This is a genomic window from Larkinella ripae, from assembly GCF_054780775.1.
In genome coordinates this window covers 554,054-579,956 of the sequence record NZ_BAAGVR010000001.1, presented here as the reverse complement: position 1 = coordinate 579,956, position 25,903 = coordinate 554,054, and the positions used below count along the sequence as shown (strand labels likewise).

The window sequence follows — 25,903 nt, the reverse complement described above, 5'->3', positions numbered from 1 at the left end:
CCGGTTTTGCGCGTCTTAACTGAGTGCAGATCGCCTTGGGTAGAACTGCAAAAGTCTGTACCTTTCGTCAACTATCCAACTCATCTATGGAGTCGAATACGTTATTAGTGCTGGTTACGCTGTTGTTAGGCGGTTTTGGCGGGGTAGCCATCTCGAACTGGTGGCGCGGCAAAAAGCCGGGGGCGGTTTCGGACGTTCGGCAGGAGTCCACGGTTTTGCTGGATCGAATCGAGAAGGTGTTCAAGGTGGTGATGGCCGAAGGGTACTTTACGGAAATTCTTAGTTACCAGGACGATAAAAAGTTTTTGTATTTCATTAACGATCCGAAAAAAGCGTTGATCATTGCGAAGGCCAGGGTGCTGGTCGGGTTCGATTTTGCCAAAATACGGTTTCGGCAACCGGAAGCGGGGCAGAAGAAGCTCATCATCGAGTCGTTCCCCGAACCGCAGGTGTTGTCGATTGATACGGATTACAAATTTTACGACATTGAACCCGGGTATCTGAATCATTTTCGGAGCGAAGATTACACGCGGCTGCTCGACGAATCGAAGCAAACCATGCTCGATCGGGCGATGGAAAGCGATTTGCCCCGGATTGCCAACAACCAGATTCAGTTTATGATGTTCCAACTGGCCGACTCGATGGGCTGGCAACTCGAACTGCCCGAAGCCGAACAGCGCAAACTGCTGGAACTGACGCAGCAATACGATTCATTGAAAGCCGAACCCAAAGTCCTGCCGGGGGATGCCTTAGCGGAAGATAAAGAAGGATGAAAACACGGTTTACAGAGAAACTCAGGAAGGGTATGGTTGGGGGCTGGGCCCTTTTCTTGTGGAGTTTAACCACCACCGCCCAGCAACTTGACCCCGGCATTGCCGCCTGCCAGCACACGCGGCTGAATTATTTTGGGTTGCAGGCCACCGCCAACCGCTCGGCCCGGATTCAGTATCCCGGCGATGCCACGATCGACGTTACCTACTACAAACTGGATCTGAAGATCAGCTATTCGCCCAACTACCTGCGCGGGGCTGCTACCGTCGGCTTACAGGCAGTTGCGGCCAACCTGAGCCGGTTTTATCTGGATCTGAGCGATACCATGAAAGTCGATTCGGTGAAAACCGGAACGCAGAAACTGACTTTTTCGCAGCAGAACAATCAACTGACCATTACGCCCGCGCAACCGCTCGGCCCGCGCCAGTCGCTGCTGGTGACGGTTTTTTACCAGGGAAAACCGGACGCCAGCGGCATGGGCAGTTTTGTGTTCGATACGCATGGATCGCAGCGCCAGCCGGTGATCTGGAGCCTGAGCGAACCCTACGGCGCCCGCGACTGGTTTCCGTGCAAAGACACGCCCGCCGACAAAGCCGATTCGTCGGACGTCTGGATTACCGCCCCGAAGCAGTTTGTTTCCGTCTCGAACGGCAAGCTGGAGCAGACCCTTGACAACGCCGACAGCACCCGCACCTACCGCTGGCGAAACCGCTACCCGATTGCCAACTACCTGATTTCGGTGGCCATGACCAATTACGTGCTGTACGAGCAGACGTTCCGGGCGCCGTCGGGCGAATCGATGCCGCTGACGCATTACCTGTATCCGGAAGCGCTGACCGACAATATGCGCCGGACGCTCGACGAAACCAGCTCGATGCTGACGGTTTTTACGGATTATTTTGGCCCGTATCCGTTCCTGAAAGAGAAATACGGTCACGCCCAGTTTGGCTGGGGCGGGGGCATGGAGCACCAGACCATCAGTTCGATGGGGGCGTTCAACACCGACATCATCGCGCACGAACTGGCCCACCAGTGGTTTGGCGACAAAATCACCTGCCGAAGCTGGGAGCACATCTGGCTCAACGAAGGCTTTGCGTCGTACGCGGAGCTGCTCTACCAGCAGGTCAAAAGCGGCCCGTCGGCTTTCTACTCGTACCTGAACCCCTACATGCTGCTGGCCCGCCGGGCGCGCGGAACGCTGTACGTGGAGGACATTACGAACGTCGATAACATTTTCGAGGCCAACCGGACGTACTACAAAGGCGCGATGGTGCTGCACATGCTGCGGGGCGTGGTAGGGGAGCAGAAGTTTCGGGAGATTTTGCGGACGTACGCGGCTTCGGAGTTTGCCTACGGCACCGCGACGACCGAGGATTTTGCCGCAATCGCGTCGAAAGTGTCGGGCCAGTCGCTCGATTACTTTTTCAAACAGTGGGTATACGGCGAAAACTACCCGACCTACCGGGTGAAGTGGAGCAGCGGGGCCATTGCGGGCCTGACCAACATGTACAGGCTGCAGGTGCGGCTGGAGCAAACCACGAATACCCAAAAACCGGCTTTTTTCACGATGCTCGTACCAGTGAAAGTGCTGACGAGCACGGGTGATACGCTGATTAAGGTTTTGAACAACAGCGCCGACCAGACGTTTGAGTGGACCGTCAAAGGCAAACCGGAAGAAGTTCAGATTGATCCGGATAACTGGATTTTGAAACAGGTCGAAGTTGCGGAGGTGATCACGGCCGTTGACGACCCGGTTTCGGCGACGCAGCTGACGGTTTTGCCCAACCCGGTTGGCGAACAACTGACGGCGCAGATCGACGTTGCCAGCCCTATTGCCGGCCGGCTGGTTTTACTAAATCTGGCGGGGCAGGAAGTAGTTGCCACCGCCGAACGGCCTTTTACAACCGGACGCCATACGCTCAACTGGTCGGTGCGGCACCTGCCCCCCGGGCGCTATCACCTGATGCTGGCCACGGAAAACCGCCGGTTGACAAAAACCGTCCTGATCACCCGATAAACGAACCATGCTAAAACAATTCCTTTTGCTTTCCGCCCTGCTGTTGAGCGGCCGTACGGTTTTTGCCCAATCACAACCCGCTTCGCTCGGCATTGTCGGGCACAACCACCTGGCGTTGCAGGTGAAAGACATTCAGACGAGCGCCCAGTTTTACCGCGATATTCTGGGACTCAAACCCATTCCGGTGCCCGACAACCTGAAGGCCATCCGCTCGTGGTTCGACATGGGCAACGGACAACAGATTCACCTGCTGGCAGGCCGAACGGCGTCCTTCGTGCACGACAAAGATGGCAGTCACATTGCGCTGTTTGTCGACGATATTGCCAAATCCGAGCAGTTTCTGACCCAGCGGAATATCAAATTCCACAAACAGGTCCGCTTCGACGGCGTAGTACAGATCTATTTCCCCGATCCCGACGGGTATTTGTTTGAGCTGAACGAGAAGAAGAAATAAATGAGAATGTTGAATGTAAAAGGTCGAATGTAAAAGTGAAGATGCTTTGCGCAGCCACCACTTCTACATTCGACCTTTTACATTTATTATTTATCATTAAAACCGCCTGCTCTACTTAACCCGCACCGGTTTTTCCAGATCCGCTTTCATCTCCGCCGGTAACTGAAAAACCTGCCCCTGCTGGTTGCAGAAATACAGGAACGAAGCCGACGGTTTTCGGGCGTCGCCATCGGCCCAGAAGGCGTAAAAACCGGGATGAGCCGCCACCGGCCGCCGGGGATAGGTATGATTCCGAACGCTGTTCTGCGTAACGGCTTTCGTCTTTTTCCACGATTTTCCGGCGTTGCGGCTTTCGAGAATGGCGAGTTCCCCGCCCGTACCGTACGGCTGCGGCCCCGCTTCGACAGCCCCCAGGATTCGCCAGGTTTTTCCGTCGACGTACAACGAGCCCATGTCGTAGTTATGATCGCCCTGCGCCACGGTATGAACGGCCCACTGCTGGCCGGTCCAGTGCGCCACGTGCCATTCGTGCGGGCCGTTGGCCGGTCCCGGTTCGGGTCCTTTGCTGGTGATGTACAGAATGATCGGCCGGTTTTCAGCATCGTAGTTAACATCACTGATGTAGACATTCCGACCCAATTTCCGATAGTCGTTCACCAGGGCCGGATTGAGCGTGTCTTTGAGGGGCAACGTAAGGGGCTGGCCGTCGGCGGTGTGCCAGCTTTTGCCAAAATCGTCGGTTTCCACGTAATACAGGTTGGTTCGGTAGTCCAGTCCGGCGCCGGTTTTGGTGTTGGGGTGGTAGTTGAACGCGCTGCCGATTTTGCCGCCCTTTTGCCCGCTGCTCTGGTAATGCCCTTCTTCAATGATCGCCAGGTCCTGCCAGGCCGACCAGTGGATGCCGTCCGGGCTGGTGAGGTAGGCAATGGTCCGGCGGGGTTTGTTGGCGCCGTAGATCAGCACATTGCGGTCGTAATGCGTCATCAGGTTGAAAAAACCCTGTCCGGGCTGGTAGTACGTTTGCAGGTAGGAAAAGTTGTCGAACGGCACGGTTTGCCCGTTCGCATCCCGGCGCGTGGCTTCGATGCGGTCGAACGCGCTGATGTCGTGCGGTTTTCGGCTGCGGTGAATGAATGACGGGCGCTCGGTGCCGTGCGAGGTAGAAAAAATCCAGAGATACCCCTGATCGTCGAGTTGAATTACTGGATTGTCGTGGGCGTCGTCGGTCTGTTTGTTGAGCAGGCGCGTGGGCCGCGACACCAGGCCGGTTTTATGATCGAAAAAACCGACCATGTGACCCAGCTCGCGGGAGGTGGAATCGGTGACGCCCCCGTAGCAGAAAAAGGTCCGCTCAACGGCGGGCGCGTACACCGAGAAGGGGTAATGATTGGCCGGATACGTTCCCAAACCGCCACTGTATTTGTAGGCGTATTCATTTTTGGTGGGACCGATGAAATACCAGATGCCCCGGTAGCCCGCAGCGGGCTGATTAAGGGTTTCGACCTGCGCCCGGGTGCTGAGCGATAGAGACAGACTGCTGATAATCAGGAAAATACGGATGCTCATGGGGTTAGGAAGGGGCGGTTTTTTCGTCTTTGGGTTCGACCAGAATCACTTCTTCTTTGTCTACTTTCACCTGACCGGCGGCCAGCCCTTTGGGCTTGCGGACAAACTTTTTGGGGGTCACAATGACGGGGCAGAGCGAGTCCGTCCGGCGTTTGGAATACCAGGCCGCCAGTTCGGCCGCCCGCTCGATCACGGTTTTCGGAAACGGTTTTCCGGCTTTGTATTTGATGATGACGTGCGAACCCGCAACGTCGCGGGCGTGGAGCCAGAGGTCGTCCTTGTAGGCATACTGCTGCGTGAGCAGATCGTTGTTTTTGGCGTTGCGGCCAATCAGAATCACAAACCCTTCGTGAACCACCTGCTTAAAAAGCGGAGCGGAGCCGTCGGCGGTTTTTTCGTCGCTGACGGGGTGGGCCTTGAGGTACTTTCGTAACTCCCGCAACGATTCAAGGGATTGGAGCGACTCGATCTGCTGCCGAATTTGCCCCAGTTCCTGCTCCCGGTTTTCGATTTGCTGCTGGAGCAGGTCGGTTTCAATTTTCTCGTTTTTGGATTTCCGGTAGTACTGCTCGGCGTTTTTTTGCGGACTCAGGTCGGTTTTAAGCTTGATTTTGATGGGCGTATTCCGGTAAAAATCCTCCAGTTCGACGGTTTCGGGCGAACGCGAACCCGGTTTTTCGGGAATCTGGTGGAGGTTGGCCATCAGGATGTTCGCGATTTCTTCGTTCTTCACGGCTTCGTCCAGCCCGACCAGCCGTTGCAGGTTGTTGTCGATGGCGGCCTGGGTACGTTTCAGCCGTTTTTCCAGCAACCGCAGGGCGTCGCCTTGCTCGCGATCCATCGTATTCTGGCCCATGTAGGCCGAATAAAACCGGTTGCTGGCGGCCATCGGATCGGTAAATTCCTGCCGGATCGGTTCGCCGTAGGGCAACAGCGAGAGCGCCGGTTTGTGCTGAAACGTCGTCAGGTAGTAGTGCGGTTGTTCCAGTTGGCGAACGACTTCCTGAATCAGCGCCCATTTCTCCTTTTCACCCGTTTCCTTTATGCCCTTCTCCTCCAGATACGCATTAACGACCTTCCCAAAGGTCGGAAACAATTTCCGGTGGTCGAAGCCGCTTTGCTCATACGCTTCCCAGGACTGGTCGAGCGGGCGATCGAGTCCCGAAAGCAGCAGCTGCGTGTCGGCGACCAGTTTGTTATTGAATAAATCAATGACGGCATCGTCCGAAAAAATCAACAGGTTGGGGCGGTTGCCAAAGAATTTAAACAGCAGCGTAACGCCCCCCTCCAGCGTAATTCCCAGACAACGCTCGTTTATAAATGAGCGAACGGCCCGCACCTCCCGGTCGTACCAGTCCTCAAACAGATCGACGCTGTTGAAGCGGGCGCGCTGGACGGTTTCGGGAAACAACAGGCCCGAAAAATCCGGCCGCAGGGTGGCTTTGATGAAAAACGGACGGTAAAAATTGATTTTTCCCCGGGCCTGTGCAAACACCAGCACCAGTTCGTCCCGATCCTGGCTGAAACATTCCATGAATTTCAGGCCGGCGAGCTGGGGCTGGAGCGTTGGGGCTAGTTGGCGGAGAAAATAATAGTTGGTGTGCATCGTCTACAAAAGTATGGCTCCAAACAATTTTCCTCACTACCTGTTGAATTCTTATACCAAATAACTGACGTTATGGCACACAACAAAACCACGAACCAACCCGGTTCGAATGATAAACAGCCTGGTTCGGACAACAACCGGAACCACGATGCCCGCGATACGTCCGGGCAAAAGCCGAACATGGAGCAGACCCGTTCCAATCAGAACAAATCGAAACAGGGTCCGGAGGAAGACCACAGCCAGAAATCCAAAGCCGAACTGGTGGACGAACGGGGAGGACACGGCCGGAGCAGTCACAGCAGTTCACGAAGCGGCAGCGATTCGGGGAATTGATGGGCGGAAAAGTAGAAAGTGAGAAACAAGAAATAGCGAATGTTGACTAACGAAGGACGAATGTTGGGGAGATAATGAGAATTATTGACTTCATTGTTCGATATTCGTTATTCAATATTCGCTATTCCTTTTTTACACTTTCCTAAGCCGTTATGTTCGATCTGCGAACAACCCGACAAGAACTCAACCAGGAGTTAAAAGACATTCTGGCGTATTGGCAGAAATACGGCCCCGATCCGGTGGGGGGCGGTTATTACGGTCAGGTCAACTACGAGAATGTACCCAAAACCGATGCCGCCAAAGGCATTGTGGTCAATAGCCGCATCGTCTGGACGTTTGCGGCAGCCGCCCGGCACATGCAGCACGACGAGTACCTTCCTTACGCCGAGCGGGCTTATACGTACATTAACAAGTACTTCCGGGATAAAGAACACGGCGGAGTCTACTGGGCGGTCGATTACAAAGGCGAACCGCTGCAAACCTTCAAGCAGCAGTATGGGCAGGCGTTTGCGATCTACGGCCTGAGCGAGTATTACCGCGCCACCAAACACCAGCCCGCGCTGGATTTTGCCAAAGAAATTTACGGCCTGATGGTCAAACACGCCTACGATCCGAAGCGGGGCGGTTTTTACGAGTGCCTGACCCGCGACTGGTCCGGCATGGCGGATGAGTACGTCATCAGCAAGAAAGACAATCAGGAAAGTAAAACCATGAACACGCACCTCCATATTCTGGAGGCATTCACGAATTTATACCGCGCCTGGCCGGACAAAGGACTCAACGGGCAAATCCACGGGTTAATCACGATGTTCGAGAAGCACATTGTCGATCCGAAAACCTACCGGATGAACCTGTTCATGGACGACGACTGGAAGGTCCGAAAAACCGCCATTTCCTACGGCCACGACATCGAAGCCTCCTGGCTGCTGGTCGAATCGGCCGAAGCTCTGCACGACGAAGCGCTGGTGAAGCGAATCAAGGCGCTTTCCGTTAAGATGGCGCGGGCCGCTGCGACGGGTCTGGAGTCCGACGGGGGGATGAATTACGAGTACGACCCGAAAGAAAAACACGTCAACCGCGAACGCTCGTGGTGGGTGATGGCCGAAGCGATGGTCGGTTTTATGAACGCGTACCAGCTCACGAAGGAAAAACAGTTTCTGGATAAGTCGCTGAAAACCTGGGAATTTGTCAAGAGTTACATGCTGGATAAAAAGAACGGAGAATGGTACAGCGGCATTGACGAAAACCACAAAATTCTCGGAAATACCAAAATAAGCATGTGGAAATGCCCGTACCACAACGGCCGGGCCTGCATCGAAATGATTGACAGGATAGGATAGGAGGGAAAACGGGAGGAAAGGACGAGGCAGGAAGGTGAATGGCTTCACCTCCAACTTTTCCTTTCTTCCCCTTCTTCTTTTCTCTCCTTTTTTCCCTAGCTGTTAATTTTCAGGCCGTCGTAGCCGAGCCGGATGGCGGGCGGCAAGCGTTTCTCGACCTCGCGGTGCAGCCCGATTTTGTGGCTCATGTGAACGAAGTAGGTTTGCTCCGGCTGAATGCGTTCCACCAGCGCCACTGCCTGATCGAGCGTGAAGTGGGAGAGGTGCGGTTCGATTTGCAGCGCATCCAGCACCAGAATCTGGGTTCCGTAGACTTTCTCCAATTCCTCGTCGGAAATATAATTCAGGTCGGTCAGGTACGTGAAGTTAAAGATGCGGTACCCAAAAACCGGTAGCCGGTGGTGCAGTACATCAATGGGCGTAAATGGAATGCCCTCAATATCAAACGATTCGTTGCTGATCTCGTGGAGCCGGATGCGGGGAATCCCGGGGTATTTTTTGTCGGCGAAAATGTAGGCGTATTCCGTCTGAAGCTGACTCAGAACCCGTTTGTGGCCGTAAACCGGAACATCTTTCCCTTGGAGGAAATTGTACGCCCGGACTTCGTCGAGACCGGCCGTGTGATCTTTGTGTTCGTGGGTAAACAAAACCGCATCCAGCCGCTGGATGCCGGTGCGCAGCATCTGCTGCCGGAAGTCGGGTCCGGTATCGACCACGAAGCTTTTGCCGTCGATGTCGAGGTGGATCGAGGTTCGTAACCGCTTGTCCCGGAAGTCGATCGAGCGGCACACCTCGCACGCACAACCGATCAGCGGCACACCGGACGATGTTCCTGTTCCGAGTAGGGTAACAATCATAAGGAGGAACGTAGCAAGCAGAAAAGGAGGAAAGACGAAACTTTCTTGCTTTCCTCCTTCCTCCTTTTCTCCTTATTTATCCGTGAGTTGATTCACAACTTCCACCAGCCGGTCGAAGTTCAGCGGTTTAACCAGAACGTCGTTAAAACCCGCAGTTTTGAATTCTTCTTCTGTGTAGTTTTTGGCATTACCGGTAATCGCAACGACGGGCATGGCCGCTTTTTCTTTGTCGGGAAGTGCCCGCACCCGGCGTACACATTCCATGCCATCCATCACCGGCATATTGATATCCAGCAGAATGATGCTGAAATCTTCCTTTTCCAGAATTTGCAGAACCTGCTCTCCATTTTTGACGGAGGTAATGTCGTAATTCTGAAACTCAAGAATTTTGCGGGCTAGGTTCTGGATAACGGAGCTATCTTCGGCAATCAGGACTCGTTTGGTAGACATAAAGTCAATGGATTGTGGTGAACGGTATCTTCACAAAAAGTTTGGACAGGTGAAATTAACGACTATTCCAATAACACAAAAAAAATGTTCGTATACTGGCCCTACTAAATTCAATTTCTCAGACAGTAAGTGGATGAGGATGAATTATTTCTCCGGGCACGAAATTTTTTAAGCGGAAATTAATATAAAATCCAGTCGGTTTTGTATTTTTACTACATCATAATGGTAGAAGTTGATTGGCTATCGAATCAGGATGTTGACCATCAGTGTTTCCCGCTGCCTCAGTTTTCCCCTCATAGCTGCCTCGTGCTGAATTGCGCTGCGAACGTGTAAGAAATGATCCCCTGATCTGCCGAAAGCGGATCGATAGCTCCTCTAACCCATGAAATTAACTGGCCCCGATTCGTCATTCGAATTAGATATTCTGGACTATGAATACAGCGACTCGCAGTATTTCATGGATCGTAACTGGCTGCTGATCAGCCTGAAAACCCGCTACCAAAATAAAGAATACACCACCACGGCCCCTTTGCTGTCGACCTGGGAAATTGAGTTGCTGATCAAGTGGATGCGCTCGGTGGCTACCCAACGCCAGCTTTCGCCCCGGCTTTCCTTCGTGGAACCCTGCCTGGGCTTTAGCAATGCATCGACGGACGTGAGCAAATACGCCTTCGGCATCAAGCTGGATCAGGAAGCGGCCCCGGATTGGTATACCGACGGTACGAAGCCCTTCTGGCTGTCGGTGAGCCCGAATGATGACGAACTGCAACACGCCATCACGGATCTGGAAGGGCAGTTGGGGCGTTTTCCGGTGCGGGAGTGAAGTCTGCTTACTTCTTCATTAGTTTCTGTAACGTGTTCAGGCTGACTGTTTTATCGAAAATGGCCCAAACCGGAATCCGAAAACCGGGTACGGTCAGACTTTCCAGTGTGTCATCGGTATACAAAACCGCATGGTCCTCAAAACCGCTTTCCCGCTACGCTTCACCCAGCTCCGGCATCAGCTCTTTCAGGATTTTCTGGGCGGCAACCGAAATAACCGTGCCGGGTCCAAAAACGCCTTTCACCCCCGCTTCGTACAGAAATTGATAATCCTGCGCGGGAATAACGCCCCCGGCAATCACCAGAATGTCGTGACGGTCAATCTTTTTCAGTTCATCGATCAGCTGCGGTACCAGCGTTTTGTGACCGGCGGCCAGACTCGACACGCCCACAATGTGCACATCATTTTCGGCCGCCTGCCGGGCCACCTCCTCCGGCGTTTGAAACAACGGCCCCATGTCGACATCGAAACCCAGATCGGCAAAGCTGGTGGCGATGACCTTGGCGCCCCGGTCGTGGCCGTCCTGGCCCATTTTGGCGACCAGAATCCGGGGTCGGCGGCCTTCCCGTTCGGCAAATTGGTCGGTGAGGTGGCGGGCCAGCCGGAAGTTCTCGTCGTCGGAAACTTCCGCCGAGTAAACGCCCGAAACGGCGCGGATGGTGGCTTTATGGCGGCCAAATGCTTTTTCCATAGCGTACGAAATTTCTCCCAACGTGGCCCGCTGCCGGGCGGCTTCGATGGCAAGGACCAGGAGGTTGGAGGGGGCCAATGCGGTTTCGGATTGCAACTCGGAACGAACACTGGCAATGCCTGAACGGGCAGCTTCAGACAGCGCATCCAGCGCGGCTTCTACCGTTTCCGTATTCCTCTTTTCCTTGACTTCATTAAGCCTCCGGATCTGCGCTTCCCGCACGGCCTGGTTGTCAACTTCCAGCAATTCCAGTTCTTTTTCGGATTCCGGGCGGTATTTATTGACCCCCACAATCACGTCCTTTCCGGCATCGATCCGGGCCTGTTTGCGGGCGGCCGCTTCTTCAATGCGGAGTTTTGGCAAACCGGTTTCAATGGCTTTGGTCATTCCGCCCAGCGTTTCCACTTCCTGAATCAGCGCCCAGGCTTTCTGAATCAACTGATCGGTCAATGATTCGACATAATATGAACCGCCCCACGGATCGACAACGGCCGTCACATCGGTTTCGTGTTGCAGGTAAAGCTGCGTATTGCGGGCAATGCGGGCCGAAAAATCGGTGGGCAGGGCAATGGCCTCGTCGAGCGAGTTGGTGTGCAACGACTGGGTGTGGCCCAGCACAGCGGCCAGCGCTTCCACGCAGGTCCGGGCAACGTTGTTGAACGGGTCCTGCTCGGTCAGGCTGTAGCCGCTGGTCTGGCAGTGGGTTCGTAGCGCCAGCGATTTCGGGTTTTTGGGCGTAAAGGAGCTGACCAGCCGGGCCCACAACACCCGCCCCGCCCGCATCTTGGCAATTTCCATGAAATGGTTCATGCCGATTCCCCAGAAAAACGATAACCGGGGCGCAAAATCGTCAATGTTCATCCCGGCTTTCAGGCCCGTTCGGATGTACTCCAGGCCATCGGCCAGCGTATAGGCCAGTTCCAGATGCGCCGGAGCCCCCGCTTCGTGCATGTGGTAGCCGCTGATGCTGATGGAGTTGAATTTCGGCATGAAGCGGCTCGTGTAGGCAAAAATGTCGCCGATAATCCGCATCGACGGTTCGGGCGGATAGATATACGTATTCCGCACCATAAACTCTTTCAGAATGTCGTTCTGGATCGTTCCCGACAAGTGTTCCGGCCGAACGCCCTGTTCTTCGGCGGCTACAATGTAAAAGGCCAGAATTGGAATTACGGCCCCATTCATGGTCATCGAAACCGACATCTGATCGAGCGGAATCTGGTCGAACAGAATCTTCATATCCTCCACCGTGTCAATCGCAACCCCGGCTTTCCCCACGTCCCCAACCACCCGTGGATGATCGGAATCGTAGCCCCGGTGGGTTGCCAGATCGAACGCAACGGAAAGTCCTTTTTGCCCGGCGGCCAGATTCCGGCGGTAAAAGGCGTTGGATTCTTCGGCGGTCGAAAAACCGGCATACTGGCGGATGGTCCACGGCTGCGTTACGTACATGCTGCTGTAGGGCCCCCGCAGGAAGGGCGGAATACCGGCCACGGAGCCCAGGTGTTGGGCGTCGGCCAGATCGGCGGGTTCGTACTGCGGTTTTAGTTTGATGCCTTCGGCGGTGGGAAACGGACGTGCCGCCTGGTGCGCCGACGGTTGCTGGTCGGCGGTGGTTGATTCGGGCGGGGCAGTGAAGTTGGGGCGCATGAGGGTTTCGGGTGTGGCGTTATTCAAATTCTTCGGCCAGTCGCCGGTTTGGCAAAACCGGTAAAACCTGCAAGGTCTCAAAAGACCTTGCAGGTTTCGTAGCCGACTCGGCATCCGACCGAAATTTCGTTACGCCGACCAGAATCCGCCCGGTTTTTACCGCTTCGATTTTGGCCTGATACGCTTGCTCAATTGCGTCCTGGATGAAACCTTGTTCAAAGGCTTTTCGCAAACCGCCTTTCTCTTCCACGGTCAGAAACAGCGCCCAGGCCGATTCGGCCAGTTGCGCCGTCAGCGTTTCAAGGTAATACGATCCGGCGGCCGGATCGAGCGTTTTGTCCAGGTGCGCTTCTTCCCGAAGCAGCACCGAAACGTTGCGGGCAATCCGGCTGGAAAATTCGTCATTGGTGGCCCCCAAAACCGCATCGTACGGCCGAACGGTCAGGACATCGCAGCCTCCCAGCACGGCGGCCATCGCTTCCGTGGTAGCCCGGAGCAGGTTGGTGTAGGGCGACGTTCCGGCGTCGTAGAACGCGGACGTCTGGGCGTGGAGGTAGAGCGAATCGTGACGGTTGCCTATTGAGTAATATTGTAAAAGGCGCCCCCAGAGAATGCGAAGGGCGCGGAGTTTGGCAATTTCGGTACAATAACTCGTGCCAACGGAAACCGATAAGGCGGTTTTGGCAACGAGCTGCTCCATTGGCAGGCCGGTTTCCGTCAGGTGATCGTACAGCTCGACCAGGGTGTTGAGCGAAAACGCCAGTTCCTGCGTGGCCGTGGCGCCCGCGTTGTGAAAAACGTGACTGCTCACGGTGAGCGTCCGGAACTGGGGGGAGTCGGAGGTCAGGCGGGTGGCCTGCGCCAACTGCGTCAGCGCCGGGTCGGGATTGGTTCCGGACTGGAGGTAACGCGCAATCGGCTCATCGATAAGTCCGCCTTTCAGTTGATAGGGAAGCAGGGGCTTCAGGACCGTCATCAGGGCGTCCGACTGGTGGTCTACCCGGAACCAGAGCGGTGTTTCGCTGAGTTTCAGTCCTTTCAGAATCGGGCTCCATTCCAGCTTCGCGATGTCAAAACCGCTCAGGTCGAGCAGCATTCCGTCGGCTCCTTTCGCTAGTCCATCGCGCAAAACCGGGTTGGTCGCGCCTGCCGACTGGAAAGGCACGGCCGGCACGTTCAGCCAGCCCGGCGACCGCTGCTGGACGCGCTGGTTTTCGGCCAGTGGAAGGTTCGTCAGATCGTCAGGCGTGTAAAAAGGCTCCGTTACAAAACCGTCCGGCGTCGGTTGTTTCAGGGCTTCATACGGTTTTCCTTTCAGGTCGGCGATTACCTGCTGAATCCACGCGGCTTTCGAAACGGGCGGAAACCCGGCTGTCAGATCAAGGTCGGTCATAGCACTGAACGGGTGAATGGAATTGGATGGCTAAAATGGCTAAAAAGGACCGGATGGCCTACACGCCTGGGCTCATCAGCGCCCAGAATTTTAACCGGCCAACCTCCCCACCTTTGTAACCATTTTTCAAAGTTAGGTCTTTTCGGAGTAAAGCCACAGCGGGGAGCGTGCTTGTCGGTTGTCGCGTTGCATTATTTTTATAATCTGTTTTGCCGTATTGACCGACAAAAAAAATGCCCTTAATTTTATCCTCTCAGAGTTTGGCAATCCACCTTGTCGGCTCTGATTTTTTTTCTACTTTTGTCTCCCTTTTTTTCCACCCACCGGGCTGATTGTTGATTGACAATTGGCTTTTGAATTGGCAAAATGTAACAGTGAGTGTACCCGTGCCCGGCATACAGCGCGAAGCAGTGACGGTTTGGAACCGTTGCCTGCAGGTGATTCAGGAGAACGTCCCCGACCAGAGTTTTCGGACCTGGTTTGAGCCGATTGTTCCCCTGCGCCTGAATGGCAGCGAACTTACCATCCAGGTACCCAGTCAGTTCTTCTACGAATGGCTGGAGGAAAACTACATCCACCTGCTCCGGAAAGCGCTTGATTTTGCCATCGGTCACCACGGCCAGCTGCAGTATTCCATTATCATCGACAAAGGCGACGAAGGGAGTAAACCGTTGACGGTCAACGTTCCGACGACGAAATCACCGCAGAGCGCCAAACCCGATAACGTCGGCGCCGACATCCTGGATAGTCCTTTCAAAATGAAGGACCTGGATTCGCTGCAACTCGACTCCTACCTGAATCCGGCTTATACCTTCGACAATTTCATTGAGGGCGACTGCAACCGGCTAGGTCGCTCGGCGGGCTTTGCCATCGCCCAGAATCCGGGAACGACGGCCTTCAATCCGCTGATGATTTACGGCGGAGTCGGTTTGGGCAAGACGCACCTGGTGCAGGCCGTGGGCAATTACATCAAGAATAACAACCAGGATAAATTTGTTCTGTACGTTTCGTCCGAGAAGTTTACGAACCAGTTTATCAACGCCATCCGGACCGATTCGCTGCGGGATTTCATGAGTTTTTACATGCAGGTCGACGTGCTGATCATCGACGATGTGCAGTTCTGGGCCAATAAAGAAAAAACGCAGGAAACGTTCTTTCATATTTTCAATCACCTGCACGGCGCCAAGAAACAGATCATTATGACCTCCGACCGGGCTCCCCGTGATTTGCAGGGCATGCAGGACCGGCTTCAGTCGCGTTTCAAACAGGGCCTGACGGCCGATTTGCAACAGCCGGACCTGGAAACCCGGACGGCCATCATCCAGAAGAAACTGCTGGCCGACGGCATTTTTATTGAGAACAACGTCATTGAGTACCTGGCTCATAGCATCAATACGAATGTCCGGGAACTCGAAGGCGTCATTGTGTCGCTGATGGCGCAGGCATCGCTCAATCGCCGGGAAATTGACCTCGATCTGGCCCGCAATACGCTCCGCAACATCGTGATCGATTCGGAGAAGGAAGTCACCATTGATACGGTTCAGGATGTGGTGGCCGATCATTTCAAGGTGACGGTGGCCGATCTGAAGAGCAAAAGCCGGAAAAAAGAAGATGTTTTTCCGCGCCAGATTGCAATGTTTCTGGCGAAAGACCAGACGGAACTATCGCTAAAATCCATCGGCTATCACTTCGGCGGCCGCGACCACAGCACGGTAATTCACGCCATCCAGTTGATCAGCGATCAGATGAGCAATAACCCGCAAATCCGCGAAACCGTCGAAAAACTGAAAGCTGCGTTGAAGTAAAGTGTACGGTTTTTGGTATACGGTTTTCGGTGGGCCGTCGCTAGGGGGCGGTTTTCTGCCGGGACTGGCACCTTTTTTGTCAAATAGCGACTAGTGAACGCTGAGGGTGTCAGCAACCTTAGCGACGGCCCGGCACCGAAAACCGTATACCAAAAACCGTAAACCAATACGCCGTTGGTTCGCTATTTATCCCGACGCCAGATCGATACCAGTGCCTACGACCGCTGCCTTGCGCGTTCTCCGCAGCGGCTGCTTTACGCGTTTTCCTGGTATCTGGATGCGGTTTCGCCCGGTTGGGAGCTGCTGGTCGAGGGCGATTACGAGCGGGTTATGCCCCTGCCGGTGCGACGGCGCTACGGAGTCAAAGCCGTTGTTCAACCCCTTTTTTGCCACCAGCTGGGCGTATTTGCCGCCCATGAAACCCCCGATGCTGCGGTTTTAGGGCGGTTTCTGCAAGCGCTCCGGACCCGTTTCCACTACGTTCCGGCGTATCAGTTTCAGGCCGCTAACACCCCTGCTTTGATGGCCGACTCGGGGCACCTGCTGCCGATGACCAACCACGTTCTGAATTTGCAAAAACCGTATGAAGCGCTGGCTGCGGGCTATTCGAAAGACCGCAAAACGAACCTGAAACGGGGACTCCTGCAAAACTGGGAATTTGCCGAAACCGATGCCATCGGGCCGCTCATCGCGCTGTTCCGGGACCACAACACCACCGGCATCGGGCGGGTGGCTCCCGATGCCTACGACAAACTTCAGCGGCTGGTCCGGGTGTTGCAGGAGCGGCAGCAGGTCCGGATTCGGGTGGCCCGGCGCAACGACCGCATCGAAGCGGGTTGCTTGCTGATCACCGACGTAAACCGGATCATTCACCTGTTCTGTTCGGCCAGCCCGGAAGGCCGGACGGGAAACGCCCGGACGGTTATTCTGGACCAGTTCATCCGGGAGTACGCCGGTCAGCCGCTGCTGTTCGATTTTGAAAGTCCGGAAGTGGAAAATCTGGCGGCTTTCAACCGCAGTTTCGGGGCCGAATCAGAAGCGTACGTCCGGCTGGTGAGCAATCAGTTGCCGGGACCGGTGCGGTTTTTGCACCAGCTCAAGAAATGGCTGCACCAAACCGTTCTGCTCCGATGACCATTCGGTACCTCGACCGTCCCGATCTCGATCCGGCTCGCTGGGATGCTTGCGTTACGGCCTCAACGCAGCGATTACTCTACGCCTTTTCGTGGTACCTCGACGCCCTGACGACGGGCGCCGGCGCCCCCCGTTGGGGCGGAATTGTGGCCGAAAATGAGGGCCACTACGTGGCCGTGATGCCCGTCGTTTACAAAAAAAAAGGGGGAATCCGGTACGTTTATCAACCGGATTACTGCCAGCAGCTGGGGGTTTTTAGCCGGGAAGAAACGGATTTGAAAACCGTCTGGCCCGGTTTTTTAGCGGAGCTGACCCGGTTTTTTAAATGGGTGGTTGCGTACCGGTTTAACGAGAAAAACGAGCAGGAGCTCCAGTTTCCGACGGATTTTTCGGTGATCAGGCGCACCAACCACGTCTTGCCGCTGGAAAAACCGTACGGGGAGCTGTTCAGCCAGTACGCGACGGACCGGAAAATAAACCTGAACCGGGCGCGTAATTCAGGCTGGATTGTGGATGAAAAACCGGATGTCCGACCGTTGATTCACCTGCACCGGCAGCACAACGAGGAGAAAGCCGTGGGCGGAATCACGCTGGATTTGACGATTTACGACCGCTTCGCCAAAGCCGTCGATCAGGTGCAGCAGCGCGGATTGGCGCGGATCTGGCTGGCGCGGAAACCGGATGGCGAGGCCGAAGCAGGGGGGCTGTTTGTGATCGACAAAAACCGCATTATTTACCTCTTCAACGGGGCGTCGGTGCTGGGGCGGAAGCAGCAGGCCCGGCTCTGGATGATCAACCGGCTGATCGAAGAATTTGCCGGAAAACCGGTGGCGTTTGATTTCGAAAGCCCGGCGATTGGGGCTGAGTCGGTGAAGGCGTACTACCAGAGTTTCGGAGCCGAAAGCCGCCCGTACACGGAAATTTCGTACGACCGGCTGCCCGGGTGGATCCCGTACGCCCGGGCTTTAGTCCGCGGCATTTTATACGTTGTCAGATTGCCTGGTAGGCTACGGGCTAAACGGAGTGGTCCGTAGGGTTGATTACCGTTTGAAAAACCGCAGTTCATTGCGTAAACCGGAATGGTTTTTCAGGTCCATTTCCATCGAACCCACCCACAGTTCCACCTGTACTTTGACGGGAATTTTATTGGCGTCGTCCGACACCCAGATTTTGATCGCGTCTTCGCCTTTAAACAGCTTGTTTTCCGGCAAAACCGGGTTGAGTTTGATGGCGTTGATGTGGCCAAATTTGGTTTTCACCACCTCACGACCCCGGTACCGGACTCTCATGTTGTAGACCTGATCGTCGAAAAAAGCCGGAACTTCAATGGTTTGCCCACTATTAACGCGGCTGAAGTCGATGGTACGGAGGTAGTAATAACCGCTGATCACGTCGTGCACGTTGTCGGGGACTTTGAAGACGTCTTTTTCCGTTTTTTCTTCCGACCGAACCGTGTTCGTAAAGTGGTTGAAGGTGACATTTTCCTCCTTGCGGTGGTTGCCCTCTTCGATATGGATAAAGAATTTCTGGGGTAAGATCGCCGTCGTATCGATGTACGACCGCCAGGTGTTCCGGATCCGGGTGATGAGGTCGAAAGCGCCCACGGTGCGACCGTAAATATTGACCCGGTAACAAGGACGTTCGTTGACCTTGTAGACCGTCGGTGCTACATCGACCGTAGCTTCTGCCGCGTTGAAAATACCGTAATGAACTTTGTATTCAAGGTGTTCACCTGCTCCAAAACTGGTGTTGGCTACCCGTCGATAGGCATTATCCGGTTTTAGGGCCACCTGCGACAAGGCCGCGGTGGTGATGATGGACAGAATGAGAATGACTTTTTTCATAATCGCTTGACCCCTGGCCCCGCAAATTTCAGATTAGAGATAGGTATTTAAAAGCATAAACGGATGAACCGACAGAAAAGATGATTCAACCGGCTAGAATTATAGCGATGGGTACGTTTTTTTCAGATACGTCAGGTACTGGTTAAAGTTGCTGTTAAACTTTTCTTCAAATTCGCGCCGGAAGCGGTTTTGCTGCTGCCGGTAGGTTTTATAGGCTACGAAGTACGCGTTATTGGGTAAATTCTGTTTGTTAAACCGGCGTTTTTTCGGAACCGCTTGCCCCGCCGACGGGCTGATTTCCAGCGTATCGACGGTTTGGACAATCTGATCGATCAATCGCCACTTGGCTTCTTCTTTGACCCGTTCGGGTGTTTGAGGGTTGTAAGTAGCGTATAAACTGTCCAGCTTCCGGGTGCCGCGCAAAACGTGTTCGTCGTATTTTTCGCCGTACTGCTTCGCATCCAGATACGTGCGGGCCGCCGGTGAGTCCGCGCCGTATTTCTGGGTCAGAAACTTCAGCGCCCCGTATTCACCGACAAAATCGGCCAGGTTTTCGTTGTATTCCAGGTTATCTTTCACAAACAGCGTGCCGTGGGTCAGTTCGTGAATAATTAATTCCGCCAACTGGCCTTCCGACCGTTTCAGCATCGACGACAGAATTGGATCACGGAAAAATCCTAAGGTCGACCAGGCCGATACTTCGTTTAAACGGGTATCGAAGCCCTGTTGTTTCAAGGCATCCTGTTCCTGATTGGCCCGTTCTTTCTCAAAGAACCCTTTGTAGGCAAACGTGCCAATGACTGGAAACTGCCATTCCTTCGCTACAAGCCGGTAGCGTTCCGACGCGACGACCACCCACAAAATCGGCTGACCGTGCTGGTCGTAAAACGTCGTGTAGTTTTTGGATGGGTTAATGCCCAGTGAATCAACGGAGTAACGCTTGATTTCCTGAATAAGTTCAATTTTCCGTTTCAGCGAATCCGGAAACGCCCCATCCGCCAGAACTTCTTCCACCGGGCGTGTATTCCACAAAATCCGGAACTGCCCCTTTCCCTGCATCCAGCCGTAGCCAATCAGATCGCGGAACCAGATTCCCAGCACAATACATACGCCCAGCAGCGCCAGCAGGATTTTTTTGGTCATGGACAAAGGTAACAGACTTTAGTACGTGTACTGAATATAAACGCCTTCCGAATGCTCAAAATTACCCTCCCTGAGGTCGAAAAGTGGCTCAAACCGGACCAGCACCGCCAGGCCGCCGGCAATCGAAATGTCTTTGAGTAGACGCAGGATCAGCAGTTGTCGTTGCGGTTCCTGATAGGCGCTGTTGTAACGACGCGAATCACTCTGGTACAGATCACCGCCCATTTTGGCGCGATACCGGTTTCCCTGCCAGTAATTGACCAAAACCGTGACGGGTTTGAGATGAAGCGTCAGGTTGGGATAAAAAGCCCCGCCCGTCGAGGCTTTCTCTGCATTCTCGGAATAACCGAGCGCGTAGGTATCCAGCCGCGCCGACCGGAGAAAACCGGCTGAGACCGGCTGCCAGAGCAGGCTCAGGCTGGCGGTTGCGTTCAGCGCCGTTCGGACCGGCAACGGGCTGTTGATGTTCTGGCCGCCCGCGTGAAAAACCGTAAGCTGAACCGGAATCGATAACGACCAGCCTTTTGCTCTTCGCACCAGCTGCCTTTCCAACGAAAAACCGCCCCAGAAATGCTCCTGACGGGTGTAACCAGGCCGCGTATTCTGCAAATAGCTCACCCAGAAATCGAAAAAGGTGCGCTCGGACTGGTGGTTTATTTGCAGACCGTTCTCCAGGCGGTTTTGCAGCAGCCGCTCGAAATTGTACAGCGGTTCGATCAGGTGGTGACCGACAGCGCCTTCCAGCGTCCCAAAGAGGTAATTCCAGTTTTTGTGCCGGAATTTAACGGTAAACGTCGGTGCGATTTGGGCGATTCGTTCCTGTCCGAAGTCTGATTTGAAAAATACGCCGGCTTCCAGAACCAGATCTGGCGCAGGCTGGTACGAAAGGCGCGGGTGAAGCTGGTAGCCGAAAAGGGTGTAGCCGTCGGCGATGGGACCGAAGTACTCATTGTTTTTGACAAAGCCCAGGGTGCTCAAACGAAAACGCAGTTTTTGCGTACTGTCCAGCCGGAACCGCTGTTCCAGCTTTCGGTTGTCAGGCTGGGCGCGGGTTGTGTGCGAATTGAAATATAAATAACATATATATATCATAGTTTTGGTAGAAAACAAGCCAGCTTTTTTGGCAAACTGTTTTATATATGTTATCTTTGGGGTGAGCAAAAGGTGAAGGATACGCTTCATATATTATTGATTATTTTACAAGCTCTCCTTGCGAATCTGGCCGAAAAATGCTAATTTTATAAGGTTAAACATACTAAAAATCATTTTTTGCGTAAACACATCACATGGCACAAGCACCTGCTAGTACGGCTAATGACAGCAAACTGAAAGCCCTGCAAACCACCATCGAAAAACTAGATAAAGCCTACGGGAAAGGAACCGTTATGCGCCTGAGCGAAAGCAAAGTCGTTGACGTTCCGGTGATTTCGACCGGTTCGCTGGGGTTGGATCTGGCGTTGGGAATCGGGGGTGTTCCGCGGGGCCGGGTCGTTGAAATCTACGGACCGGAATCGTCGGGTAAAACTACGCTGACGATGCACTGCATCGCCGAAGCGCAGAAAAACGGCGGTCTGGCCGCCTTTATCGACGCTGAGCACGCTTTCGACCGCGTCTATGCCGAAAAACTGGGAATCGATACCAAAAACTTATTAATCTCACAACCCGATAACGGGGAGCAGGCCCTCGAAATCGCCGAACACCTGATCAGCTCGGGTGCCATCGACATTATCGTCATCGACTCCGTAGCCGCGCTGGTTCCGAAAGCCGAGCTGGAAGGCGACATGGGCGAAAGCAAAATGGGTCTTCAGGCTCGTTTGATGTCGCAGGCGCTGCGGAAACTGACGGGGGTAATCAACAAAACCGGTTGCTGCTGTATTTTCATCAACCAGTTGCGCGAAAAAATCGGGGTGATGTTCGGAAACCCCGAAACCACGACGGGGGGGAATGCCCTGAAATTCTATTCGTCGGTTCGGCTCGATATTCGCCGGATCGGTCAGATCAAGGAAGGTGACGATATTCTTGGAAACCGCACCAAAGTAAAAGTGGTCAAGAACAAACTGGCGGCTCCTTTCAAAGTGATCGAGTTCGATATCATGTATGGACAGGGAATCTCGAAAGTTGGTGAAATCCTGGACCTGGCGGTGGAACTGGAAATTGTGAAGAAATCGGGTTCCTGGTTCTCCTACGACGGAAACCGCCTTTCGCAGGGCCGTGACGCCGTGAAAAACCTGCTGCTCGATAATCCGGAACTGATGGCCGAACTGGAAGCCAAAATCCGGGCGCAGGTCAACAGCAACGAAGATGCGCTGGTCGATCCGACCGGTGGTTCGGAAGACGGTGAAGATGCGCTCAATTAAACCGGCGCGTATTTGAAGAAAATCGAGCGGAGTGTTTAATAATTGTTTGACAAATGAAGAGGTGGTTGGCTGTTGCTGACCACCTCTTTTTTGTTCCGGTACCCGGGTAAAACACAAAAACCGGCAGAGCCGGTTTTTGTGTTTACTCCTTCAAATCCATAAGCCGAAGAACAATTCAAAATCACACGGACTTGAAGCCGTAGGTACCTTAACGATCTCCAATTGCTTTGAACTCTCGCAGCGTGGCACCTGTATAAATCTGGCGCGGACGACCAATCGGCTCTTTCTGTTCGCGCATTTCCTTCCACTGGGCAATCCAGCCCGGCAAGCGGCCAATGGCAAACATCACCGTAAACATGTTGGTCGGGATGCCGAGTGCGCGGTAGATAATTCCCGAATAAAAATCGACGTTCGGGTACAGCTTCCGTGATACGAAATATTCGTCGTTCAGGGCGGCTTCTTCCAGTCCTTTGGCAATCTCCAGAACCGGGTCGTTTACCCCAAGTTTGCTCAGCACATCGTCGGCGGCTTTCTTGATAATCTTGGCGCGCGGGTCGAAATTCTTGTAAACTCGGTGGCCGAAACCAAACAGGCGGAAGCCGGTTGTCTTGGCGTTTTTCGCCATGTCGACGTATTTGGCGACATCGCCCCCGTTTGCTTTGATCTCTTCCAGCATCTCGATCACCTCCTGATTGGCCCCCCCGTGGAGCGGTCCCCAGAGGGCGTTGATACCGGCCGAAATCGACGAATAAATATTGGCCCGCGACGAACCCACCAGGCGCACCGTCGAGGTCGAGCAGTTTTGCTCGTGGTCGGCGTGCAGAATCAGGAGTTTGTTCAGCGCACTCGAAACCATCGGATCGACCTGGTATTCTTCCACCGGCAGGGCAAACATCATCTGCAGGAAGTTGGAGCAATAGTCGAGCTTGTTTTGCGGATAATTGACCGGATGCCCCTGCGATTTTTTGTACGACCAGGTGGCAATCGTCGGCAATTTGGCCAGCAACCGGACAATGTGCAGTTCGGTCTGATCCGGCGCTTTTTCGTCGTACGAATCCGGATAAAAAGCACTCAAAGCACTGACCAGCGACGACAGCACGCCCATCGGGTGCGCGTTGTTGGGGAATCCTTCAAAAATCTTACGCATGTCCTCGTTGACCATGGTATGACGCCGGATCCGATCTTCAAATTCGCCGTACTGCTGCTGCGTTGGCAGGTCGCCGTAAATCAGCAGGTAAGCCACCTCCAGAAAACTGGCTTTATCGGCAAGGTCTTCAATGGAGTAACCCCGGTACCGCAGAATGCCTTCTTCGCCATCCAAAAAGGTGATCGCGCTCTGGGTTGCACCGGTATTTTTGTATCCTTTATCTAACGTGACGTAGCCCGTCTGGTCGCGGAGGTTGGAAATGTCAATGGCTTTTTCCTGTTCGCTACCAACTACGGTTGGAAATTGGTAGGTTTTGCCATCGACAGACAGTTCGGCAGTGTTTGACATACGTATGGGGTAGAGTGAATCAATTAATAATGAACTGGGTTGGGGGTTATTGCATCCGGCCAATCACGGTAATGGGTGAGCCCACGTCCAGCGCAAAGTTACCGGGCGAAATTAGGCAAAAACCAGTAACGACAATGGTTTGCTACGGTAAAAACACAGTATTTATGCAAAATCTACTTGGTTAACCCCAAATGAATGGCTTTAGTTTGCCATTACTATTTTCTTAATGAACAGCGGGCGAGCCGTCACCATCGGGCTGTGCAGGCCGATTACCGGCGGTTTTTCGATTTTGCCGTCAAAACATCGTAGGACGTTTTTCCAAAAACAATCGCCAGGATAACGGGCAGCAGAATTGCCCCGGTTTTGAAGCCCGAGCCCGTGAACTGATAGGCGCCGGAGGAAAACCGGACGTAGGTCTGAAAAACCACGATCAGGCAGGCTACGAACAACGCCAGCGCCAGCAAAACCGCCAGCGGACCGCTCAGGGCGCGCCTGATCAGACCGCCGATCAACAGCGCCACCACCACGGTGATGGCCACCGTCGCCATCGCTTTGGGCAGGGTTTCCAGGTAATCATAATCGTACCAGAAAATGCTGATTTGTCCGATCAGATTCGGGTGGGCCAGCAGCCAGGCATCGACCACGGTCAGCACCAGCAGGACAAGGTAATAAAACAGGTTGTTACGCATTGGAAAAATAAAGTTGAATAAAAGGCAATCTTCGGCAGATTCTGGAAATAAAAAAAGCCTCAAAAGAGGCTTCCGGGCAAAATCGGCCCACAACCATGTCAGAATAACGTCAGCGCACACTCATTTTGTGTGCGGCTGGCTGCTTCCCGGGGCTCATTCGTCGTAAATCCGGCAGCGGGGTCCGGTAGGTGAAGCCGACTGGGCGATTCCGGCGCGTACTCATCCAGTGAAGCAGCGGTTTTTCCAGGCGGTGGTGGAGGTGCCAGCTCCCCCAGATCAGCCCGCCCAGCAGCACAAAATTAGCTGCCAGAATGTATTGGGATAGGTTTAACATCAGCAGGGCGTGCGTAACGACCATGATGGCGGGCATGTGGATAAGGTACAGAATAAACGACGCGTTGCCCAGTTTAAGCAGCCAGTCCGGGTACCGAAAACCGCCGATGAGTTCGGTCTTCACCAGAGCCAGCACAAAAACGGTAGCCGATAGACCAAAACCACCAATGCGCAGCCAGATTTCGGACGGATCAACGCATTCGCCTGTCAGCAGAAAAAGGACAAAAGCTAGTATGAGGACCGGCACCGGAACGCTGAAGGTATACCGGCGGACCAGAATGTAGGCGACAATACCAAAACAAAACTCCAGATTGAACGGATTGAACAAAAAGTCGCGGTACTGAAAATCAGGGAAATACGGTTGTCCCAGCCAGCTTGCCAGACCCGATAACAGGGTGGCCGCCAGAATGAAGAAGGGAATGATGAGCAAAAACCGGGACGCAATGACCAACCCGAATAAAACGTAAAAATAAACTTCGTGGCTGAGCGTCCAGGTAACGGGCAGGGTGCTCTGGTGGGTAGGAACCAGCGCTAAGGCTTTTATCATCTCAAGGGGTTTAAACGAATACGGAAGCCATTGCAGCGAAGGAGCAAACACCTGTAACCCGAGCAGAAAAGTGCCCGCCAGCAAAGCAACGGGCCAGTAAATGGCGTAAATCCGTCCAAGGCGCTTGCCTAGATACGGCAATACCTGATTCGGGCGGTTTATTTTCGACCAGTTCGTGTGGGTGATGATAAAACCACTGATGATGAAAAACAGATCGACACCGCCAAAACCGGCTTTAAAAAACCGCAATACGGGCGAATGGATGCCCACATTGTCCATTTTCATGAGCAGATGGAAAAGGGTGACGGAGAGCGCTGCCAGTGCGCGCAGGACTTGAATGGATTCGATGGTTCGGGGTAGACAGGGATCTGGACGAAGCAGCATGACTCGGATTGGTTTGCATACACGTTTTTGAAAACCACACCATTTCCAGTCATTGCTACGGGCAACCTGCGGAAATGGACCTGCCAGATACCGGAATGAGTGCCAGAGGATAAACGGTGTGGACAGAAATTGTAAGAATATTAATTGGTGTACAAGCAAATAATAAGCCAGCTTTTTCAGGCCGGGGATGAAAACCGGGGCCGGAAAATGGAAAAAAGTTC

The 25,903-nt window shown here is 53.9% G+C and carries 22 protein-coding genes; 10 read left to right on the top strand and 12 right to left on the bottom strand.

From position 1 onward, the window contains the following. Positions 1 to 86 precede the first annotated feature (86 nt). From ACYVHX_RS02490 to ACYVHX_RS02480, 3 genes are read left to right on the top strand one after another with little or no spacing between them, the layout of a single operon-like run. Positions 87 to 773 (top strand): DUF4230 domain-containing protein, encoded by a 687-nt coding sequence (locus ACYVHX_RS02490; protein WP_460670009.1) that lies wholly within the window; start codon positions 87 to 89, stop codon positions 771 to 773. A gap of 32 nt (positions 774 to 805) precedes the next feature. After that, positions 806 to 2,788: a M1 family metallopeptidase gene (locus tag ACYVHX_RS02485; RefSeq protein ID WP_460670008.1), complete on the top strand. Its 1,983-nt coding sequence runs from the start codon at positions 806 to 808 to the stop codon at positions 2,786 to 2,788. A gap of 7 nt (positions 2,789 to 2,795) precedes the next feature. Then, positions 2,796 to 3,242 carry a VOC family protein gene (locus ACYVHX_RS02480; protein WP_460670007.1) on the top strand — a complete coding sequence of 149 codons (447 nt, stop codon included), beginning with the start codon at positions 2,796 to 2,798 and terminating at the stop codon, positions 3,240 to 3,242. 111 nt (positions 3,243 to 3,353) lie between these two features. On the opposite strand, the gene ACYVHX_RS02475 is transcribed toward ACYVHX_RS02480, so the two are convergent. Both ACYVHX_RS02475 and ACYVHX_RS02470 read right to left on the bottom strand, forming a co-directional pair. After that, positions 3,354 to 4,808, bottom strand: a complete 1,455-nt coding sequence (locus ACYVHX_RS02475; RefSeq protein ID WP_460670006.1) for a BNR-4 repeat-containing protein — start codon at positions 4,806 to 4,808, stop codon at positions 3,354 to 3,356. 4 nt (positions 4,809 to 4,812) lie between these two features. Then, the gene (locus tag ACYVHX_RS02470; RefSeq protein ID WP_460670005.1) at positions 4,813 to 6,414 is read right to left on the bottom strand and encodes an NFACT RNA binding domain-containing protein; all 1,602 of its coding nucleotides are present in this window, start codon (positions 6,412 to 6,414) and stop codon (positions 4,813 to 4,815) included. A 72-nt stretch (positions 6,415 to 6,486) separates the two neighbouring features. Here ACYVHX_RS02470 and ACYVHX_RS02465 point away from each other — a divergent pair, with 72 nt between their 5' ends. Then, positions 6,487 to 6,747 carry a hypothetical protein gene (locus ACYVHX_RS02465; RefSeq protein WP_460670004.1) on the top strand — a complete coding sequence of 87 codons (261 nt, stop codon included), beginning with the start codon at positions 6,487 to 6,489 and terminating at the stop codon, positions 6,745 to 6,747. Between the two features lie 152 nt (positions 6,748 to 6,899). Continuing rightward, the gene (locus ACYVHX_RS02460; protein WP_460670003.1) at positions 6,900 to 8,087 is read left to right on the top strand and encodes an AGE family epimerase/isomerase; all 1,188 of its coding nucleotides are present in this window, start codon (positions 6,900 to 6,902) and stop codon (positions 8,085 to 8,087) included. 95 nt (positions 8,088 to 8,182) lie between these two features. Here the strand turns inward: ACYVHX_RS02460 and ACYVHX_RS02455 are convergent, their stop codons facing one another. Together ACYVHX_RS02455 and ACYVHX_RS02450 are read right to left on the bottom strand one after the other, a co-directional pair. Next, positions 8,183 to 8,944 (bottom strand): MBL fold metallo-hydrolase, encoded by a 762-nt coding sequence (locus ACYVHX_RS02455; RefSeq protein WP_460670002.1) that lies wholly within the window; start codon positions 8,942 to 8,944, stop codon positions 8,183 to 8,185. Between the two features lie 72 nt (positions 8,945 to 9,016). Then, positions 9,017 to 9,394, bottom strand: a complete 378-nt coding sequence (locus ACYVHX_RS02450; protein WP_460670001.1) for a response regulator — start codon at positions 9,392 to 9,394, stop codon at positions 9,017 to 9,019. Positions 9,395 to 9,776: 382 nt separating this feature from the next. Between ACYVHX_RS02450 and ACYVHX_RS02445 the strand changes: the two genes are divergently transcribed. Continuing rightward, entirely contained in the window at positions 9,777 to 10,217 is a 441-nt protein-coding gene (locus ACYVHX_RS02445; protein WP_460670000.1) for a WapI family immunity protein, read from the top strand. A gap of 154 nt (positions 10,218 to 10,371) precedes the next feature. On the opposite strand, the gene scpA is transcribed toward ACYVHX_RS02445, so the two are convergent. Together scpA and ACYVHX_RS02435 are read right to left on the bottom strand one after the other, a co-directional pair. Next, a complete protein-coding gene (gene scpA / locus ACYVHX_RS02440) occupies positions 10,372 to 12,558 on the bottom strand; it encodes a methylmalonyl-CoA mutase (RefSeq protein WP_460669999.1) in 2,187 nt (728 codons plus the stop codon). Between the two features lie 19 nt (positions 12,559 to 12,577). Beyond that, on the bottom strand, positions 12,578 to 13,951 hold the full coding sequence (locus ACYVHX_RS02435; RefSeq protein WP_460669998.1) for a methylmalonyl-CoA mutase family protein: 1,374 nt from the start codon (positions 13,949 to 13,951) through the stop codon (positions 12,578 to 12,580). A 395-nt stretch (positions 13,952 to 14,346) separates the two neighbouring features. On the opposite strand from ACYVHX_RS02435, the gene dnaA reads away from it, so the two are divergent. The 3 genes from dnaA to ACYVHX_RS02420 all read left to right on the top strand — a co-directional run bounded on the left by dnaA (position 14,347) and on the right by ACYVHX_RS02420 (position 17,924). Next, on the top strand, positions 14,347 to 15,756 hold the full coding sequence (gene dnaA / locus ACYVHX_RS02430) for a chromosomal replication initiator protein DnaA (protein WP_460670413.1): 1,410 nt from the start codon (positions 14,347 to 14,349) through the stop codon (positions 15,754 to 15,756). Between the two features lie 174 nt (positions 15,757 to 15,930). Further along, positions 15,931 to 16,890 carry a GNAT family N-acetyltransferase gene (locus ACYVHX_RS02425; RefSeq protein WP_460669997.1) on the top strand — a complete coding sequence of 320 codons (960 nt, stop codon included), beginning with the start codon at positions 15,931 to 15,933 and terminating at the stop codon, positions 16,888 to 16,890. Next, positions 16,887 to 17,924, top strand: a complete 1,038-nt coding sequence (locus ACYVHX_RS02420; protein ID WP_460669996.1) for a hypothetical protein — start codon at positions 16,887 to 16,889, stop codon at positions 17,922 to 17,924. The genes ACYVHX_RS02425 and ACYVHX_RS02420 overlap by 4 nt, the downstream gene beginning before the upstream one ends. A gap of 6 nt (positions 17,925 to 17,930) precedes the next feature. On the opposite strand, the gene ACYVHX_RS02415 is transcribed toward ACYVHX_RS02420, so the two are convergent. The 3 genes from ACYVHX_RS02415 to ACYVHX_RS02405 form a co-directional block, all read right to left on the bottom strand. Further along, positions 17,931 to 18,734: a DUF3108 domain-containing protein gene (locus ACYVHX_RS02415; protein ID WP_460669995.1), complete on the bottom strand. Its 804-nt coding sequence runs from the start codon at positions 18,732 to 18,734 to the stop codon at positions 17,931 to 17,933. Positions 18,735 to 18,833: 99 nt separating this feature from the next. Further along, entirely contained in the window at positions 18,834 to 19,877 is a 1,044-nt protein-coding gene (locus ACYVHX_RS02410; RefSeq protein ID WP_460669994.1) for an aminopeptidase, read from the bottom strand. Positions 19,878 to 19,895: 18 nt separating this feature from the next. Next, complete coding sequence (locus ACYVHX_RS02405; RefSeq protein WP_460669993.1) at positions 19,896 to 20,969, bottom strand: hypothetical protein; 1,074 nt, start codon at positions 20,967 to 20,969, stop codon at positions 19,896 to 19,898. A 194-nt stretch (positions 20,970 to 21,163) separates the two neighbouring features. On the opposite strand from ACYVHX_RS02405, the gene recA reads away from it, so the two are divergent. Further along, a complete protein-coding gene (gene recA / locus ACYVHX_RS02400) occupies positions 21,164 to 22,234 on the top strand; it encodes a recombinase RecA (RefSeq protein WP_460669992.1) in 1,071 nt (356 codons plus the stop codon). Positions 22,235 to 22,442: 208 nt separating this feature from the next. On the opposite strand, the gene ACYVHX_RS02395 is transcribed toward recA, so the two are convergent. From ACYVHX_RS02395 to ACYVHX_RS02385, 3 genes are all read right to left on the bottom strand, one after another. After that, positions 22,443 to 23,729 (bottom strand): citrate synthase, encoded by a 1,287-nt coding sequence (locus ACYVHX_RS02395; RefSeq protein WP_460669991.1) that lies wholly within the window; start codon positions 23,727 to 23,729, stop codon positions 22,443 to 22,445. Positions 23,730 to 23,998: 269 nt separating this feature from the next. Next, entirely contained in the window at positions 23,999 to 24,418 is a 420-nt protein-coding gene (locus ACYVHX_RS02390) for a hypothetical protein (RefSeq protein WP_460669990.1), read from the bottom strand. Positions 24,419 to 24,527: 109 nt separating this feature from the next. Beyond that, positions 24,528 to 25,682, bottom strand: a complete 1,155-nt coding sequence (locus ACYVHX_RS02385) for an acyltransferase family protein (RefSeq protein ID WP_460669989.1) — start codon at positions 25,680 to 25,682, stop codon at positions 24,528 to 24,530. Positions 25,683 to 25,903 lie beyond the last annotated feature (221 nt).